General features: G+C 70.0%; 15 protein-coding genes, 1 tRNA gene and 1 pseudogene. 9 read left to right on the top strand and 8 right to left on the bottom strand.

Features of this window, described 5'->3' with window-relative positions; genetic code table 11:
* The first annotated feature begins 193 nt into the window (after positions 1 to 193).
* Together ACXJMZ_RS10565 and ACXJMZ_RS10560 are read left to right on the top strand one after the other, a co-directional pair.
* Complete coding sequence (locus tag ACXJMZ_RS10565; RefSeq protein ID WP_057238822.1) at positions 194 to 769, top strand: TerD family protein; 576 nt, start codon at positions 194 to 196, stop codon at positions 767 to 769.
* Positions 770 to 817: 48 nt separating this feature from the next.
* Positions 818 to 1,921 (top strand): annotated as a pseudogene (locus tag ACXJMZ_RS10560) (DUF475 domain-containing protein); the annotation flags it as partial.
* Here the strand turns inward: ACXJMZ_RS10560 and ACXJMZ_RS10555 are convergent.
* Positions 1,899 to 2,969: a DUF2637 domain-containing protein gene (locus tag ACXJMZ_RS10555; protein WP_457029746.1), complete on the bottom strand. Its 1,071-nt coding sequence runs from the start codon at positions 2,967 to 2,969 to the stop codon at positions 1,899 to 1,901. The pseudogene ACXJMZ_RS10560 and the gene ACXJMZ_RS10555 sit on opposite strands and share 23 nt — an antisense overlap.
* 277 nt (positions 2,970 to 3,246) lie before the next feature.
* Here ACXJMZ_RS10555 and ACXJMZ_RS10550 point away from each other — a divergent pair, with 277 nt between their 5' ends.
* On the top strand, positions 3,247 to 3,984 hold the full coding sequence (locus ACXJMZ_RS10550; RefSeq protein ID WP_457029745.1) for a TerD family protein: 738 nt from the start codon (positions 3,247 to 3,249) through the stop codon (positions 3,982 to 3,984).
* A 10-nt stretch (positions 3,985 to 3,994) separates the two neighbouring features.
* On the opposite strand, the gene ACXJMZ_RS10545 is transcribed toward ACXJMZ_RS10550, so the two are convergent.
* A complete protein-coding gene (locus tag ACXJMZ_RS10545) occupies positions 3,995 to 4,813 on the bottom strand; it encodes a TerD family protein (protein ID WP_457029744.1) in 819 nt (272 codons plus the stop codon).
* Positions 4,814 to 5,148: 335 nt separating this feature from the next.
* Between ACXJMZ_RS10545 and ACXJMZ_RS10540 the strand changes: the two genes are divergently transcribed.
* From ACXJMZ_RS10540 to ACXJMZ_RS10530, 3 genes are read left to right on the top strand one after another with little or no spacing between them, the layout of a single operon-like run.
* Positions 5,149 to 6,324 (top strand): HpcH/HpaI aldolase/citrate lyase family protein, encoded by a 1,176-nt coding sequence (locus tag ACXJMZ_RS10540; RefSeq protein ID WP_457029743.1) that lies wholly within the window; start codon positions 5,149 to 5,151, stop codon positions 6,322 to 6,324.
* Between the two features lie 56 nt (positions 6,325 to 6,380).
* Positions 6,381 to 8,831, top strand: a complete 2,451-nt coding sequence (locus tag ACXJMZ_RS10535; protein ID WP_457029742.1) for a phosphoribosyltransferase — start codon at positions 6,381 to 6,383, stop codon at positions 8,829 to 8,831.
* Positions 8,831 to 9,688 (top strand): HAD family hydrolase, encoded by an 858-nt coding sequence (locus tag ACXJMZ_RS10530; RefSeq protein ID WP_457029741.1) that lies wholly within the window; start codon positions 8,831 to 8,833, stop codon positions 9,686 to 9,688. The genes ACXJMZ_RS10535 and ACXJMZ_RS10530 overlap by 1 nt, the downstream gene beginning before the upstream one ends.
* Positions 9,689 to 9,734: 46 nt before the next feature.
* Here the strand turns inward: ACXJMZ_RS10530 and ACXJMZ_RS10525 are convergent, their stop codons facing one another.
* The 3 genes from ACXJMZ_RS10525 to ACXJMZ_RS10515 are packed head-to-tail and all read right to left on the bottom strand — an operon-like array spanning position 9,735 to position 11,770.
* Positions 9,735 to 9,944 carry an FmdB family zinc ribbon protein gene (locus ACXJMZ_RS10525; protein WP_457029740.1) on the bottom strand — a complete coding sequence of 70 codons (210 nt, stop codon included), beginning with the start codon at positions 9,942 to 9,944 and terminating at the stop codon, positions 9,735 to 9,737.
* A gap of 48 nt (positions 9,945 to 9,992) precedes the next feature.
* Positions 9,993 to 10,463: a DUF4442 domain-containing protein gene (locus ACXJMZ_RS10520; RefSeq protein WP_457029739.1), complete on the bottom strand. Its 471-nt coding sequence runs from the start codon at positions 10,461 to 10,463 to the stop codon at positions 9,993 to 9,995.
* 50 nt (positions 10,464 to 10,513) lie between these two features.
* Positions 10,514 to 11,770, bottom strand: a complete 1,257-nt coding sequence (locus ACXJMZ_RS10515) for a hypothetical protein (RefSeq protein ID WP_457029738.1) — start codon at positions 11,768 to 11,770, stop codon at positions 10,514 to 10,516.
* A 170-nt stretch (positions 11,771 to 11,940) separates the two neighbouring features.
* Here ACXJMZ_RS10515 and ACXJMZ_RS10510 point away from each other — a divergent pair.
* A tRNA-Val gene (locus ACXJMZ_RS10510) sits at positions 11,941 to 12,012 on the top strand.
* A 79-nt stretch (positions 12,013 to 12,091) separates the two neighbouring features.
* On the opposite strand, the gene ACXJMZ_RS10505 is transcribed toward ACXJMZ_RS10510, so the two are convergent.
* From ACXJMZ_RS10505 to ACXJMZ_RS10495, 3 genes are all read right to left on the bottom strand, one after another.
* Positions 12,092 to 13,342, bottom strand: coding sequence for a tyrosine-type recombinase/integrase (locus tag ACXJMZ_RS10505; RefSeq protein ID WP_457029737.1), 1,251 nt, complete (start codon positions 13,340 to 13,342; stop codon positions 12,092 to 12,094).
* 185 nt (positions 13,343 to 13,527) lie between these two features.
* Positions 13,528 to 14,052 (bottom strand): hypothetical protein, encoded by a 525-nt coding sequence (locus ACXJMZ_RS10500; RefSeq protein WP_457029736.1) that lies wholly within the window; start codon positions 14,050 to 14,052, stop codon positions 13,528 to 13,530.
* A 140-nt stretch (positions 14,053 to 14,192) separates the two neighbouring features.
* The gene (locus tag ACXJMZ_RS10495; protein ID WP_457029735.1) at positions 14,193 to 14,810 is read right to left on the bottom strand and encodes a helix-turn-helix domain-containing protein; all 618 of its coding nucleotides are present in this window, start codon (positions 14,808 to 14,810) and stop codon (positions 14,193 to 14,195) included.
* A 278-nt stretch (positions 14,811 to 15,088) separates the two neighbouring features.
* On the opposite strand from ACXJMZ_RS10495, the gene ACXJMZ_RS10490 reads away from it, so the two are divergent.
* Positions 15,089 to 15,259 carry a helix-turn-helix transcriptional regulator gene (locus ACXJMZ_RS10490; protein WP_457029734.1) on the top strand — a complete coding sequence of 57 codons (171 nt, stop codon included), beginning with the start codon at positions 15,089 to 15,091 and terminating at the stop codon, positions 15,257 to 15,259.
* A complete protein-coding gene (locus ACXJMZ_RS10485; protein WP_457029733.1) occupies positions 15,256 to 15,489 on the top strand; it encodes a hypothetical protein in 234 nt (77 codons plus the stop codon). Before ACXJMZ_RS10490 ends, ACXJMZ_RS10485 begins: the two co-directional genes overlap by 4 nt.
* The last annotated feature ends 332 nt before the right edge of the window (positions 15,490 to 15,821 follow it).

Raw genomic sequence — 15,821 nt, 5'->3', positions numbered from 1 at the left:
GTGCCGTGCGGCGCGGGTGGGTGAGTTCAGCAAGTTCAGCGGGCCGGTAAGGGCCCGGAGAGCGTCGCGGGGGCGTACACCTGGGAGGTCGATCGCCCGGGGGAGGGCCGAACCCGCGGCACCGTACGGCCCCCGTGGACCGGGTGCGGTACGGACGGGAGCCCCGGCGACGGGGGGAGCTGGAGGAAGCATCATGAGTGTCACGCTCGCCAAGGGCGGCAACGTCTCGCTGACCAAGGCCGCGCCGAATCTGACGCAGGTGCAGATCGGTCTGGGCTGGGACGCCCGTTCCACCACGGGGGCGGCCTTCGACCTGGACGCCAGCGCGCTGCTGTGCAGCGGCGGCCGGGTGCCGGACGACGCCCACTTCGTGTTCTACAACAACCTGCGCAGCCCGGAGGGTTCGGTCGAGCACCAGGGCGACAACCTGACCGGTGACGGCGACGGTGACGACGAGACCGTGGTGGTCAACCTCGAACTGGTGCCGGCCACCATCGACAAGGTCGTCTTCGCGGTCTCGATCTACGACGCCGAGACCCGGCTGCAGAACTTCGGCCAGGTCAGCAACGCGTACATCCGGGTGGTGAACCTGGCGGACGGTCAGGAGATCGCCCGCTACGACCTCTCCGAGGACGCCTCCACCGAGACTGCGATGATCTTCGGTGAGCTCTACCGGTACCAGGGCGAGTGGAAGTTCCGCGCGGTCGGCCAGGGCTACGCCTCCGGCCTGCGCGGCATCGCCCTGGACTTCGGCGTCAACGTCCAGTAACCCCTGTCTCCCCAGCTCCTCCTGCCACCTGAAAGGTAAACAACTCCCGTGGTCCTCCGTACATTCGGCTGGTCGTTCGGCATCACCGCCGCCGGCCTGGTCGCCGCCGGCCTGCTCTGGGGGTGGGAGGGCTTCGGCGTCGTGCTGATCCTCTCGATCCTGGAGATCTCGCTCTCCTTCGACAACGCGGTGGTCAACGCCACCGTGTTGAAGCGGATGAACCCGTTCTGGCAGAAGATCTTCCTGACCGTCGGTGTCCTGATCGCCGTCTTCGGTATGCGGCTGATCTTCCCGCTGCTGGTGGTCGGCCTCACGGCGCACCTGAGCCCCTCGACCGTGATCGACCTGGCCCTCAACGAGGGCAAGGAGTACGCCGGGTACACCTACGGCGAGTATCTCGAGATGGCCAACCCGGCGATCGCGGCCTTCGGCGGCATCTTCCTGTTGATGATCTTCCTGGACTTCATCCTGGAGGAGAAGGACTTCAACTGGCTCTCCTGGCTGGAGCGTCCGCTGGAGAAGGTCGGCAAGCTGGACGCCTTCTCCTCGGTGATCGCCCTGGTGACCATCGCCGTGGCGGCCAACGTGTTCGCCGGTGACAACGCCGAGACGGTGCTGCTGGCCGGTCTGCTCGGCCTGGCCACCTACCTCGCGGTGAACGGCCTCTCCAGTGTCTTCGAGCACCGCCTGGAGGAGGACGCCGAAGCCGAGGAGGAGGCCGAGAAGTCGGGCAAGACCCTGATCCAGGTCGGCGGCCGGGCGGCCTTCTTCCTGTTCCTCTACCTCGAAGTCCTCGACGCCTCGTTCTCGTTCGACGGCGTGGTGGGCGCGTTCGCGATCACCCAGAACATCTTCATGATCATGCTGGGCCTCGGCATCGGCGCGATGTACATCCGCTCGCTGACGGTCTACCTGGTCCGCAAGGGCACCCTGGACGACTACGTCTACCTGGAGCACGGCGCGCACTACGCGATCGGCGTGCTGGCGGTGATCCTGTTGGTCGGGATCGAGTACCACGTGCCGGAGCTGGTCACCGGTCTGGTGGGCGTCGGCTTCATCGCCGCCGCCTTCGCCTCCTCGGTGCTGGCCCCCGACCTGAGGTCGGGGGCCCTTCGTGTGTCCTCGGGTGTCAGCCGAGGCGCTGCTCGATCGCCCGGAGCTTGCGCTCCAGGGTGTCCAGCGAGTCCAGCTTGGGCATCGACTGGGTGTCGTCGTCGACCGTCAGGTCGATCGTCGAGCCACCGCCGACGGCGGCCCGCGGGCGGCGGCCCGCGGTCAGTGCGGCCGGCTCCAGCGCGGACGGGCCGACCTTGGCCATCGGGTCATCCGATAGCGCAGGCTCCGAAGCGGACTGGCCGTCGCCGGAGCCCGCGGTCAGGGCTGCCACCTGGCGGCCACCCCGGCTGCGGCCGAGCACGCCGCCACTGGAGCGGGAGATCGCCTTCAGCTCGGCCCGCTCGCGCCGGTCCGCACTGCGGGCCCGGGTCTTGGCGTCCATCTTCGCCTGACGCTCCTCGCGGACCTCGTCGACCGCCTCGTCCAGGCTGCGGACGTTCTCCAGCAGCATCAACGACCAGGCCGCGTAGGTCTCGCGCGGGGCGCGCATCCAGCGGACGATCCGGATCTGCGGCAGCGGGCGGGGCACCAGGCCCTGCTCGCGCAGCGCGGCCTTGCGGGTCTGCTTCAGCGCCCGGTCGAACAGGATCGCGGCCGAGATGGACATCCCGGAGAAGAACTCGGGAGCGCCGTCGTGGCCGCCACCGCGCGGCGCGTGCACCCAGTTGAACCAGGCCGAGGCGATCGCGAAGACCCAGACCAGCAGGCGGGAGCCGAGCGCGGCGTCACCGTGGCTGGCCTCGCGGACGGCGAGCACCGAGCAGAACATCGCGGCGCCGTCCAGGCCGAACGGGACCAGGTACTCCCAGCCGCCGGTCAGGCCGAGGTTCTCCGTACCGAAGCCGACCAGGCCGTGGAAGGAGAGCGCGGCGGCCACGCCCGCGCAGCAGAACAGCAGCACGTACGAGGAGATGCCGTAGACCAGCTCCTTGCGGCGGCGGCGCTCCTCACTGCGCTCCCAGGAGTCTTCGGTGGATTCGGCCTTGTCGTTCTTGAACCGCAGGGCGGCCACAAGCAAGGCGGTGAACAACAGGGCTGAGCCACCTACTACGGTCCAGACCAGCTGTATGGAGGAGAGGTTCATCGCGGCGTGGGCCTCGGCTTTCCGCAGTTCGGGGCAGCGGCGGGTGCGCCGGACCGGGCGGCGCGTCGACGGCGCCGCGGCAGGAGGTCCGAGCGTACCCGTACGTGACGGCAGGTACACATGTGCGGCTAGACGATATCGCGTCCAGGGGGCGTGCATGCTACGGGAGGTGACTATCCATCTGCCAGCGTGACGCGCCCGGTATCTGACGGTGACTCGGGCCCCCGGTTGGGTAGGGGTCCGGTACGGTGGGCTGGCTGATCTGGGGAGGGAAGCGATGGTCTCGTTCTGGGATTACCTGCGCAGGGATCGTGACAGCTTCGACACCGGGAGCCAGTACAAGATCACCCTGACCAAGTCCCAGCCGCAGCACGCCCTGACCGGCCCGGCGGCCACCACCGGCTACCTGTACGTCAACCTGCACTGGACCACCCGCACCGCCGAGTCCGCCGCCCCCGGCGCCTCGCTGAAGCGGCTGCTCAGCCCGCGGATCCTGCGGCCGATGGAGCCGGACAGCTACTCCCGCCCGCAGGTCAACGTCGACCTCGACCTGGCCTGCATGTACGAACTCACCGACGGCACCCGGGGGGTGGTGCAGCCGCTCGGCAAGTACTTCGGCGACCTGCAGCGCCCGCCGTACATCAAGCTCAGCGGGGACGACGTCTACGGGGCGCCGTCCGGCGAGACGATGTACATCAACCTGGAGAAGAAGGACCAGTTCCGGCGGCTGCTGATCTTCGTCTACATCTACGACGACACCCCGGCGTTCGACCGGACGCACGCCACCGTGACGATCGTGCCGCAGACCGGCCCCCGGCTGGAGATCGCGCTGGACCAGCGGGCGGCGGCGGCCCGTTCGTGTGCGGTGGTGCTGATCGAGAACACCGGGGACGGGCAGTTGACGGTCCGTCGGGAGGTTCGGTACGTGCACGGATTCCAGTCCGACCTGGACCGGCTGTACGGCTTCGGGATGCAGTGGCAGCGCGGCTACAAGGCGAGCACGCCGGAGAGCTGACCTGCTGTCGTCAGCGCGGCTGGAACTGCGGGCCCTGCGGCGGCAGCGCGAACGGGGGCTGGGCCGCCGGGGGTTGGTAGGCGGGCGGCTGGGGCGGGTAGCCGTACGCGGGCTGCGGTTGCGGCTGTGCCTGGGGCTGCGGTGCCTGCTGCGGCTGGTAGGGCGGGGGCGGCGGGATCGGGCGGGGCGCGGCCGGGGTCAGGGCGTAGCTCTCCGGCTCCGGGGCGGCCGGGCTAACCGGGGTGACCGGGACGACGGTCGGCGGTGCCGAGGGCGCGTGCGCGGCGTCGTCCTCGACCGTGATGCCGTAGTCGGTGGCCAGTGCGCCCAGGCCCTCCGCGTACCCCTGGCCGATCGCGCGGAACTTCCAGCCGCCGCCCCGGCGGTACAGCTCCGCCACCACGAGGGCGGTGACCTGGCCGGCGTCGGTGCAGGAGAACTCGGCGATCGGTGCCGCACCGTTCGGCGACGCGGCGTCGTGCAGCACCACCCGCAGGTCGGTCACCGCCGGGAAGGCGCCGCCCTCGGCCGAGCCCGCCAGCACCACCCGGTCCACGTCCGGCGGCAGCTTGCCCAGCTCCACCTCGACGGTGTCGGCGACCTCGGCGCCGCTGCGCTGCTTCGGCAGGTGGCGGACCAGCCCGGACGGATGGCGGGGCTGGTTGTAGAAGACGAAGTCGGCGTCCGTGCGGACCCTGCCGTCGGCGCCGACCAGCAGCGCCGAGGCGTCCACGTCGGGCGCACCCGGTGCCGTCGTCCAGCGCAGCACGGCACGGACGGCGGCGGCCGTCAGCGAGATGTTGGCGCCCTTGGCCATCACGTGCGTCATAGCGGACCATCCTGCCGGTTCCCGAGCACTGTGGACAACGCGACGGCTTGCTCCACCCACCTGCCCTCGGTCCACACCCTTCCTCCGCGCCCAGTCCACCCGGTGCTGGACAGCGGACGCCTGCTTTGTGACGCGGACGGTAATCTTCCGAGAAATCGACGTTTCGGGTGTTCGGCATGGCCGAAATCGACCGTACGATGGCCGCTTGTGGGCGCCGGTCACCAACTCACCCGGCCCCGAAGGTCCTTCCTACCCCGCCGAGCCGTCCCGCGAACCATCGGGACGGCCCATCCGTCTATCCAGAGTCAGCCACTCCGACATCCCGGGAGAGCACCATGCGCCACTTCGGCCATCTCGCTGCAGCCGACCGCAGCCGCCTCTTCCTGGAACAGCCGGGTGAGTTCCACCGGGACAGCCCCGCCGAGCTGCTGTCCACCGCACTGGGTGCCACCCTCTACAGCCCCGCCACCCGGAGCACGCTGCTGGCGGACGTCCGCAAGCAGGCCGCCCGTGGCGTGGTGTCGATGGTGCTCTGCCTGGAGGACGCGATAGCCGACCACGAGGTCCCGGCCGCCGAGGCCAACCTGGTTGCCCAGCTCACCGAGCTGCACGCGGCCGGCCCCGGTGACGACCTCCCGCTGCTCTTCGTCCGGGTCCGCACGCCCGAGCAGATCACCGAGCTGACCGACCGGCTCGGCCCGGCGGTCGCCCTGCTCACCGGGTACGTCCTGCCGAAGTTCACCGAGGAGAGCGGCGGCCCCTTCCTGGAGGCGCTGACCGCCGCCGAGACCGCCTCCGGGCACCGGCTGTTCGCCATGCCGGTGCTGGAGTCGCCCGAGCTGGCCCACCTGGAGACCCGGCGCGAGCAGCTGTTCGGCATCGCCCGGCTGCTGGAGAAGTACCGCGAGCGGGTGCTCGCCGTCCGGCTCGGGGTGACCGACCTGTGCTCCGCGTACGGGCTGCGCCGCTCGCCCGACCTGACCGCCTACGACGTGGCCCTGGTCGCGGGGGTGATCGGTGACGTGGTGAACGTGCTCGGCCGGGCCGACGGTACCGGGCACACGGTGACCGGGCCGGTCTGGGAGTACTTCCCGGTCCAGGAGCGGATGTTCAAGCCCCAGCTGCGCCGGACCCCGTTCGCCGAGGCGCACCCGCCGGCCGAGGGGCTGCGCCAGCGGATCATCGAGCACGACCTGGACGGCCTGATCCGCGAGATCGAACTCGACCGCGCCAACGGCTTGTTGGGCAAGACCTGCATCCACCCCAGCCACGTCCCGGCGGTGCACGCGCTCTCCGTGGTCACCCACGAGGAGTACTCGGACGCCCGGGACATCCTGCAGCAGCACCAGGGCGGCGGCGGGGTGCTGCGCTCGGCGTACACCAACAAGATGAACGAGGCGAAGCCGCACCGGGCCTGGGCCGAGCGGATCATGCTGCGCGCCCAGGTGTTCGGGGTGGCCCGCGAGGAGGTCAGCTTCGCCGAGCTGCTCGGCGTCTGCCTCTGCACCTGAGTTACCGTCGACACTCACTGTCGACCGAGTCCGTTTGTACCGAGAAAGCAGGAGTTTTGGCAGTTCAGGACGCATCAGGGACGTGGACCGGCGGTTGGGTCACCGAGCGGCTCGGTCTCCGGCTCACCGGCTCGCCCGAACTGCCGGAGCTGATCGGGCTCGCGCTGCGGGAGAACAAGAAGCGGGCCCACCTGCTGGTCTCCCAGGTGCTCGGCAAGCACGTGCCGCAGCGGCCCGCCGTGGTGCACGGCACCGGGGTGGAGCTGGGCCGCCGGGTCCGCGAGCTGCTCGGCCCGGACGCCGCCGCCGAGGCGGTGGTGCTCGGGTACGCCGAGACCGCCACCGCGCTCGGCCACAGCGTCGCCGACGGCCTCGGTGCGCCCTACCTGCACTCCACCCGACGGCCGGTGGCCGGGGTCGCCCCGGTCGGCGGCTTCGAGGAGGAGCACTCGCACGCCACCTCGCACCTGCTGCTGCCCGCCGACCCGGCCTTCCTGGCCGGGAACGGGCCGCTGGTACTGGTGGACGACGAGTTCTCCACCGGCACCACCGTGCTCAACACCATCCGGGCGCTGCACGCCAGGCACCCGCGCTCGCACTACGTGGTGGTCGCCCTGGTCGATCTGCGCACCCCGGCCGACCAGGCCAGGCTGACCGAGGCCGCCGCCGAGCTCGGCGCCCGCCTCGACCTGCTGGCCACCGCCACCGGGGGTGTCGAGCTGCCCGCCGACGTACTGGACCGAGCAGCCGAGCTGATCGCCGCCGCCCCCGCCCAGACCCCGCCGGAGGGCCCGTCCGCGCCGGTCGAGCGGGTCGACCTGCCCTGGCCCGCCGGGCTGCCCGAGGGCGGCCGGCACGGCTTCTCCACCGTCGACGCGGACCGCCTGGACGCCGTGCTGCCGGAGCTTGCGGCTCCGCTGGCCGCTCTTCTGGCCGACCGGCGGAACGTGCTGGTGCTCGGCTTCGAGGAGCTGATGTACGCGCCGCTGCGGATCGCCGGCGCGCTGGGCGGGCTGATCGGCGAGGACCGGGTCCGGTTCTCCACCACCACCCGCTCGCCGGTGCTGGCGGTCGACCACCCCGGCTACGCGATCCGGACCCGGCTGGCCTTCCCCGCCCACGACGACCCGGCCGACGGCCCGGGGGAGCGGTACGCCTACAACGTCGCGCCCGGCAACGACGCCGGGCGCCGCTTCGACGCCGTGGTGCTGGTGGTCGACCAGCCCGGCGACACCCCGGCCCTGCACGAGGGCGAGCAGGCGCTGCTGCGCCAACTGAGCCGGGTCACCGACCTGGTGGTGCTCGCCGTACTGCCGTCCGTTCCTGTGAGCCAGCTACCGTCTGTGAGCCCGATGAGCACTCCCGCCCCGCTGCACGGTCCTGCCTTCTCCTCCTACCCTGCCGAGGACGTGAGCTGGCTGCTCACCGACCTCTCCGAGGTCGCCCTGGAGGCGCCCACCGAGGAGCGCGAGGAGGCGGTCCAGTCCGGGGGCGCGCACTACGCCGAGTCGCTGCCGGTCGAGTACCAGCCGAGCCCGGAGTACCAGGAGCTGTTCCAGCAGGCGCTGACCACCTCGGTGGACCGGATCGCCCTCGCCGTCGGCACCGTGGCGGAGACGCTGCACCGCGAACGCCTTGGCGCCGGTAGCGAGTTGGTGTTCGCCTCGCTGGCCAGGGCCGGTACGCCGGTCGGCATCCTGCTGCGCCGCTGGTTCGCCTTCGCGTACGGCCTGGACACCCCGCACTACGCGGTCTCGATCATCCGCGGCAAGGGCATCGACCCGGTCGCGCTGCGCTACCTGGCCGAGCAGCACGACTCCCGCCAGGTGGTCTTCGTGGACGGCTGGACCGGAAAGGGCGCGATCACCCGGGAGCTGGCCGCCGCGCTGGAGGGCATGCCGTTCGACCCCGAGCTCGCGGTGCTCTCCGACCCGGGCGGCTGCGTGCGCACCTTCGGCACCCGGGACGACTTCCTGATCCCGTCCGCCTGCCTCAACTCCACGGTCTCCGGCCTGATTTCGCGCACCGTGCTGCGGTCCGACCTGATCGGCCCGAACGACTTCCACGGCGCCAAGTACTACCGCGAGCTGGCCGGGGCCGACGTCTCCCGCAGCTTCGTCGAGGCGGTGGCCGGCCGATTCGCTGCTGTGCACGCCGACGCGGTCAAGGCCGCCGACGAGCTGGCCGGCACCGACCGCACCCCGGACTGGGCCGGCTGGGCCGCGATGGAGCGGATCAGCGCCGAGTACGGCATCGACAGCGTCAACCTGGTCAAGCCCGGTGTCGGCGAGACCACCCGGGTGCTGCTGCGCCGGGTGCCCTGGCGGATCCTGGCCAAGCGCGGCACCGGCGCGGACCTCGACCACGTACGTCTGCTCGCCGCCCAGCGCGGCGTGTTCGTCGAGGAGGTGGACGACCTGCCGTACTCCTGCGTCGGGCTGATCCACCCCCGTTTCAGCCGCGGCGCGACCGGCGCCGACGGCACGGCAGTCAAGGTGGAGCACTGATGGACCGTCAGTTCATAGTCGCCAGCGATCTGGACCGTACCCTCATCTACTCCAACCGGGCGCTTGCCCTGGACGTGCCCGACCGGCTGGCGCCCCGGCTGCTCTCGGTCGAGGTGCACGACGGCAAGGCGCTGTCCTTCATGACCGAGCAGGCCGCCGAGCTGCTGGTCGAGCTGGTCCAGCAGGTGGTCTTCGTGCCCGCCACCACCCGGACCAGGGCCCAGTACGAGCGGGTCAACCTGCCGGGCCCGACGCCCGGTTGGGTGCCGCCGTACGCGATCTGCGCCAACGGTGGACAGCTGCTGGTCGGCGGCGTGCCGGACAAGGACTGGCAGGGCGAGGTCAAGTCCCGCCTCAAGGAGGGCAGTTCGCCGCTGGCCGAGGTGGTCGAGCACCTGGCGATGGCCGCCGACCCGGAGTGGACCCACAAGCGCCGGGTGGCCGACAACCTGTTCGCGTACCTGGTGGTCGAGCGGGCCATGCTGCCGGCCGGCTGGATCGAGGAGCTCACCGGCTGGTGCGCCGAGCGCGGCTGGTCGGTCTCGCTGCAGGGCCGCAAGGTCTACGCGGTGCCCACGCCGCTCAGCAAGAGCTCGGCGCTGGCCGAGGTGGAGCGCCGGGTCGGTGCGGCCACCGTACTCTCGGCCGGTGACTCGCTGCTGGACGCTGACCTGCTGCTGGCCGCCGACCACGGCTGGCGCCCGGGCCACGGCGAGCTCGCGGACGCGGGCTGGACCGCGCCCGGGGTGACCGCGCTGACCCAGATCGGGGTGGCGGCGGGCGAGGAGATCGTCCGGCAGTTCCTGGCCACGGTGGGTGCGGCCCGGCCGGCGGGGGTTGTCCAAGCGGGGTCGTGAGGTCGGGGCGCGGGGGCCTGATTGGTCTCCGCGCCCCTTTCTTCTGCTACCCGCAGCACCCTCCGCCGCAGCAGCCGCCGCCCGAGGGCTGCTGCGGGGCGCTGCTGCCGGCGCCTGTCACTGCGACGGCGGAGAGCAGCTTGACGGTGTCGGTGTGCCCCTGCGGGCAGAGGGCCGGGTCGCCGGCCTGGGCCATGGCGCGGCGGAGTTCGAACGTGGCTCCGCAGGTGCGGCAGCGGAAGTCGTAGCGAGGCATGCCCGCAGCGTACCCAGTGTCGGCCGGACTTGGCGTCAGTCGTTGGCGTCAGTCGGACTTGCGCTTCTCCCGGATGTACACCTGCTTGCGCAGCCGGGCGACCACCGAGCCGTCCGCCGCCAGCACCTCGGTGTGGAACCAGACCAGCGCCTTCTTGCCGTCCGCCGTGAGCTCGCGGATCTCGGTCAGCCGGTCCTCGGTGAGCACGAACTCGGCGAAGACGTCGCCGCGCCCGGGGGCGACGAAGTCGATCTCGGCGGCCGCGTCCCAGACCACGTAGCCCGGGCCGAGGTTCTGCATCACCAGCAGCATCCAGAACGGGTCGGTCATTGCGAAGATCGAGCCGCCGAAGTGGGTGCCGACCCAGTTCCGGTTGAACCAGCGCAGCCGCAGTCGGACCTTCGCGGAGCGGAAGTCCGGTGAGACCGCGAGGACCCGGATGCCCGCGAACAGGAACGGCGGCCAGAGGTTGATGCCGCGCCGGAAGGTGGTGGCGCTCAGGGTGCGCTTGCGTGCCATGGGGCGACTCTAGCAAGGAAGTTACCGGCGGGTAATGTGACTGGCGTCACTCAGCCGTGAGTGCCCCGGATCAGCGTGACCACCTCGGCGGCGCTGTCCCGGACAGCCGTCAGCTCGGTCAGGAAGTGCCAGTAGTCGGGGTGCCGGCCGGCCTCCTCCAGCGTCGCCACCGCCCGGTCCAGCCGGGCCACCGCGGCGTCCAGCGGGGCCGCGTGCCGAGGGTCCGGCGTCTGCCGCCCGGCCATCGCCAGCCGCTGGGCGTCCCGGATCGCGAACCTGGCCCGCTCGATCTCCTTGTGCGGGTCGTGCGCCACTTCGTTGAGCTGCCGGAGCCGCGCGTGCACCGCCGCGATCGAGCCGTCCGCGCTGTCCAGCAGCGCCCGTACCGTCCCGATCGCCCCGGTCGCGTCCGGCCAGCGCTGCTCGTCCCGGGCCCGGACCGCCTCGGTCAGCTTGGCCCGGGCGGCGACAGCGGCCTCGTGGGCCTGCTCCGGCACGTGCTGGAGGTCCTGCCAGCAGGCCAGACTGAACCGGCGGCGCAGCTCGCTCAGCGCGGGCTCGATGCTCTCGCTCTTCGTCTCCAGCGCCTGGATCCGGGTGCGCAGGCTGCCCACCCTGCGGTCGATCTCCCGGGCCTTCTCCGGCCGCTGCTCGGCCGAGGTCCGGATCGCCTCGGCGCGCAGCGCCACGTCCTCGGCCCGCTTGAGCGTCGGCGCCACGCCGTGCCGGCCCGCACCCTCGTTCAGCCTGGTCAACTCCGGTGCCAGCTCGGCGAGTCGGGCCGCCAGGTCGTCCGCCTTCAGCCCCGCAGAGCGGACCGCCTCCAGTGCGGTGGTGGCACCCAGCAGCGCCCGCTTGGCCCGCTCCACCGCCGGGGTGACCCGGATCAGCTGAGCCTCGGCGTGCTGCAGTATCGGCTGCAGCCGGGCCAGGAAGCCGGTCAGCTCGGTCTGGGTGCCCGTCAGCTTCTGCTTGGCCTGATCCAGCTGCCGGCGGGCCTGGTTCGCGGTGGCCGCGTCCAGCTCCGCGTCCTCCAGATCGTGCGCGTCCAGCGCGGCCAGGTACTCGACGCTCACCTCGTTGACCCGGCCCGAGAGCTGCTGGAAGTCGGTGAGCGCCTGACGGGCCGTCCGGTCGTCCTCGGCCGCGCGGATCGTCTCGACCGCGAGCTCGACCTCCCGCTGAGCGGAGTCCAGCTCGTAGAACGCCTGCTGCGCCGCGTCCCTGGCGGCCTGGGCCTCCGCCCGCTGCGTATCGGCCCGCCGCCACCAGCCACCCCGCCCGCCGCCGCCACCGGCCACCCTCACGCCCACACTCCCAGTCCGGTCCGCACGCCTCCGCCCCATTCTCGCCGATCACCCCACGATCCCGGCACCCTTCCGGCCCCCCGGCCCGAAAGCCTGCGGCGGACCACTCCCCGGACCAGGTACTCTTGGCTCTCGTCGTACGCCGCCGGACCCTCGGCGCGCCACGATGGGGGCGCATAGCTCAGCGGTAGAGCGCCGCCCTTACAAGGCGGATGTCGGCGGTTCGAAACCGTCTGCGCCCACAACGAACCCGCAGGTCAGAGACCTGCGGGTTGCTGTTTTAAGGGCTCGGATCGGGGCCCCATACACATTCAGTACACATCAGGCTCCGTGGGTGTCCGCCTCGGCCTCCAGTGCGGCCAGCTCGGCAGCGAGCTTCTCCGCCTTCCGCTTGGCCTTCTCGGCCTTCTTCTGCGCCTGCTTCAGGACCTTCGTGCGCTGGGTGTCGAGACGGTCCGAGACCTCGTCAAGCCGGTCCGGCCACAGGTGACCGTACGTGTCGAGGGTCAGGGTCGCGGTCTTGTGGCCGAGCATGGTCTGAACGACTTTGACATCGGCCCCGCTGGCGATGGCCAGTGAAGCAGCAGTGTGCCGCAGCTTGTGCGGCGTGATCCCGCGAAGTGCGAGCCCGGCCGCATCCAGGGCCTGCTTGAATCGGCGCCGGGTGAAGTTGTTGAGATGGAGCATGCCGCCCTCGGGTGCCCTGAAGAGGAGATCGTCCGGGGCTTGGCCGGCCATGAGGGCCTTGAGTTCCTTGACCAGGAAGGCCGGGATGGGGACCGACCGCCGTTCGTGGTTCTTCGGGGCGTCGAGGTAGGGCCCGGATTTGTCGCGGCTCCAGGTCTCGGAGATGCGAACCCGACGTGCCGTGAGGTCAACTCGGCTGACCCTGATGGCTGTTGCCTCGCCCCAGCGAACACCTGTGTAGGCGAGAAAGAGGACCAACGTGCGGTACTCGGCAGACGAGTCCGCGAGCGTTTCCACTTGGAGGTTGTCCAGGTAGACGTGCTCGGCAGGAACGTATCGGGGGAGCGGGACTCCCACTGCTGGATTGAACGCGATCCGTCGGGACCGCACCGCGTAGTCGAGAATTCCCTTGAGGACGACATGAATTTTCTTGATTGTGCTGGCCGAGAGCGCCTTTCCGCTGGCGACAGAGTCTTTCAGGACATCGCCCAGCCACGTCGCGATGCTGTCGAACTGAATGCGAGCGACTGGAGTCGTTCCCCACTTGGGGAGAATGTGTGTGTCCAGGATGCCCCGGTACCGAGCATGAGTTGACCGCCTCACGTTGAGCTTCGCCGAGAACCACTCCTCCGCGACTTCGGTGAGCTTGGTACGTCCTGCCGACGGGTCTCGGTAAGTTCCGTTGCCCAGCCTCTCGTTGAGCTCCGCACGTGCCGTCTCTGCCTCGATCTTGAGGTGAACGGTCTTCGCCCGGGACTGGCCGTCCGGGTCATACCACCGGACGCGGTACCGGCCGGGAGGTGTGCGCCCGGAGGCCTTGGCCTTTTTCACGGCCGCCTTGAAGGCGGCATGGTTAATCCGGTCTTCTATCCACACGCGGGACATAAATCACCTTGATTTGCTTCGCAGTTTCCACGGTCATATCGATTCCTTCTTTCTGCCCGTTCTCATGATCGGCTTCTGCCGCATTTCGGGTTGCATGATTTGCCAAGGGGGCTGCACGCAGACATCGGAGTGGAGATTGCTCTGTGCAGGGGAGCGGGGGCAGGGGCCGGTTGCTGCAGGGCGGATCAGGCTGGCCGGGGAATCGGCCGAATGCCGAAGGCAGGGTTGCTGGGGAGGTGTCTGCCACTGACGCCAAACTGCAAGGCGCGCTTGAGCGTTGAGAGGATGCCGTTGATCGTGGCGATGCTCAGGTGGCCTTCGGCGTGAAGCGCTGACATCAAGCGCTCGATGTCTGCTCCGGTGATCGTGATGGCGAGCTTGGCCCCGAGGCGTGGCAGTGCGTGCAAGTCGAGTGGTCTGCGGTTGGGCAGCTGCTGCGGCACGAGCGTCCGGGAGGGTCCCACTGGCATCGCGGACCAGAGCTCAACGAGATGGTTCAGCGTCAACGGAGGCCAGCCGTAGGCGAGATCGGCCTGCAGGGCTCTCGCGAGATCCCTAGTCGCCACGCTCATACTGCGGAGGACGAGCTCTTCGTCGCGCCAGCGGATGCGGTAGCGGTCCGGCGGTGTTCGGCCGGCCGCGCGAGCGCGTGCGACGGCCGTCAGGTAGTCCGCGTTTTTACCGCGGTCCTCGATCCGAGCGTGGTGCATGTCGTTCTGCCAATCGCTGATTCATCCATGTCATGAGGCTTCCTCTTCTCTGCCCGTACGGATGCGGAGCCGGACGGCTCCGCAAGCGGGTTCGTTGAACTGGCGTCGCGGCCGTGCCGGACGCCGGTGTGGTGCAGGGTCTACTTCGAGCCGGACTCGTCGGACTTGAGCAGTGCGGCAAGTTCCTCCGGGCTCGCACCCGACTGAACTGCGGCGTTGATCTTCTCCAGAGTCGCGGCCAGCTCCGAGTTGAAGGACTCGACTACTGCTGCGGCCCGGTCTTGGAGCACCGAGCGGGTGAGGTCGGCGATGGCCTGCTGACCGTCGGCGGCCGGCATCCGCTGGAGAGTCGCCGAGTAGAACTGCCGAGAGTCGGTCTGGGGCAACGGTCGCTGCCCGCAGAGCCACTCCAGCAGCAACTCGCCGTCACTCACTGCGAGTTCAGGAGTCAACTGGATCTTCGTTCCCGGCTCGGCACTGTCGGGCAAGCCCAACAGATGGAGCGGGGCGACATCCAGCACGACCGCCAGGACCACGAGTTCGTCGATCGACAACTCGCGACGCCGAACACCGTCCGAGTCTCTCCGGCCGGTTTCGATGTTGGCCAGCACGGCGGCTGTCAGCTTGGTCGCGCCAGCCGCGCCGCAGGCGTCCGCCAGCTGCTTGGTGGTCCACCCGCGTCGAGTACGAGCCTCCCGCAGTCGGACCGCTGCCGCGTCGCTCACCGACAGCGTCGGTGGAGCTGAGCCGCTGGACATCTGGCCTCCTTGCTTGTCGTATCGGCGACTCTACCTACCGTCTCTCGATTGTGCAATCGACAGAGAGCCGGCTGCCACTGGTGTCGTTTCGACGGGTCGCCAGCCTTGGTGGCTGCAGTTCGCGGCCTTCTTGTCGATATGACAAATGAATGAGTCGTATTGACAAGCTGGCTAGGCCTGGCTGATGCTCATCTCGGTTGTTCAAACGACAGCTCAGGTTGTCGAAATGACGAACGAGATGAATGTGAGTACTCATGAGTACGGACAGGTTGTGGTCCTTGCAGGAGCTCGCGGAGTTCCTGGGGCTGCCGACGCAGTCGATCTACCAGATGAACTGGAAGGGCACCGGGCCGCGGAGCTTCAAGGTGGGCCGACACAGGCGCTACGACCCTGCCGACGTGCGGCAGTGGCTGGAAGCCCGCTCCTCCGACACGGGGAGCGCGCGATGAAGCGGTCGAGCAACGCAGCCCGCCGCCACTCCTGGTGGTCCGTGGACGACGCGGCCTTCCATCTCGGCATCACGACCTCGGACCTGCGGGAGTTGACTGTCGCAGGCATCGGGCCCAAGTACACCGAGGGCTCAGATGCGGCTCGGCACTACCGGCCGGCGGATGTCCGACTGTGGGCCTCGACGGGGTTGGTGCGCGACGGCCGCAGTTGGAACCGGGCAGCGCGGTGACCGGGGGACGGGAGGCGCTCCCCACGCGTCGACCGGCCCGGCTGGGCGCAGTCTCGCAGCCGCCCCGCCCACCTTGAGGGCTGCTGATTGCCCACAGCGCCGCTCGGACACCCAAAACCAGCATCCGCAGGAGATCACCATGCAGAACTTCACCCACAACCGCTACGCCGAGCAGCCCCCCGCCACCTGGGTCGGTCGGCACTGGCTCTCGACCTCCCGGGACGGCACCGGCCGGTACCTCCGCGGCCTGATCCTCGATGTTCGACCCGGAGGCGTTCATGTCGAGTGGCCACCCTCGGAAGGGAGGGTGGCTTCCACAGGATGGACCGCCA

The sequence above is a fragment of the Kitasatospora sp. P5_F3 genome (assembly GCF_054049135.1).
This window is presented reverse-complemented; position numbering and strand designations above follow the sequence as displayed.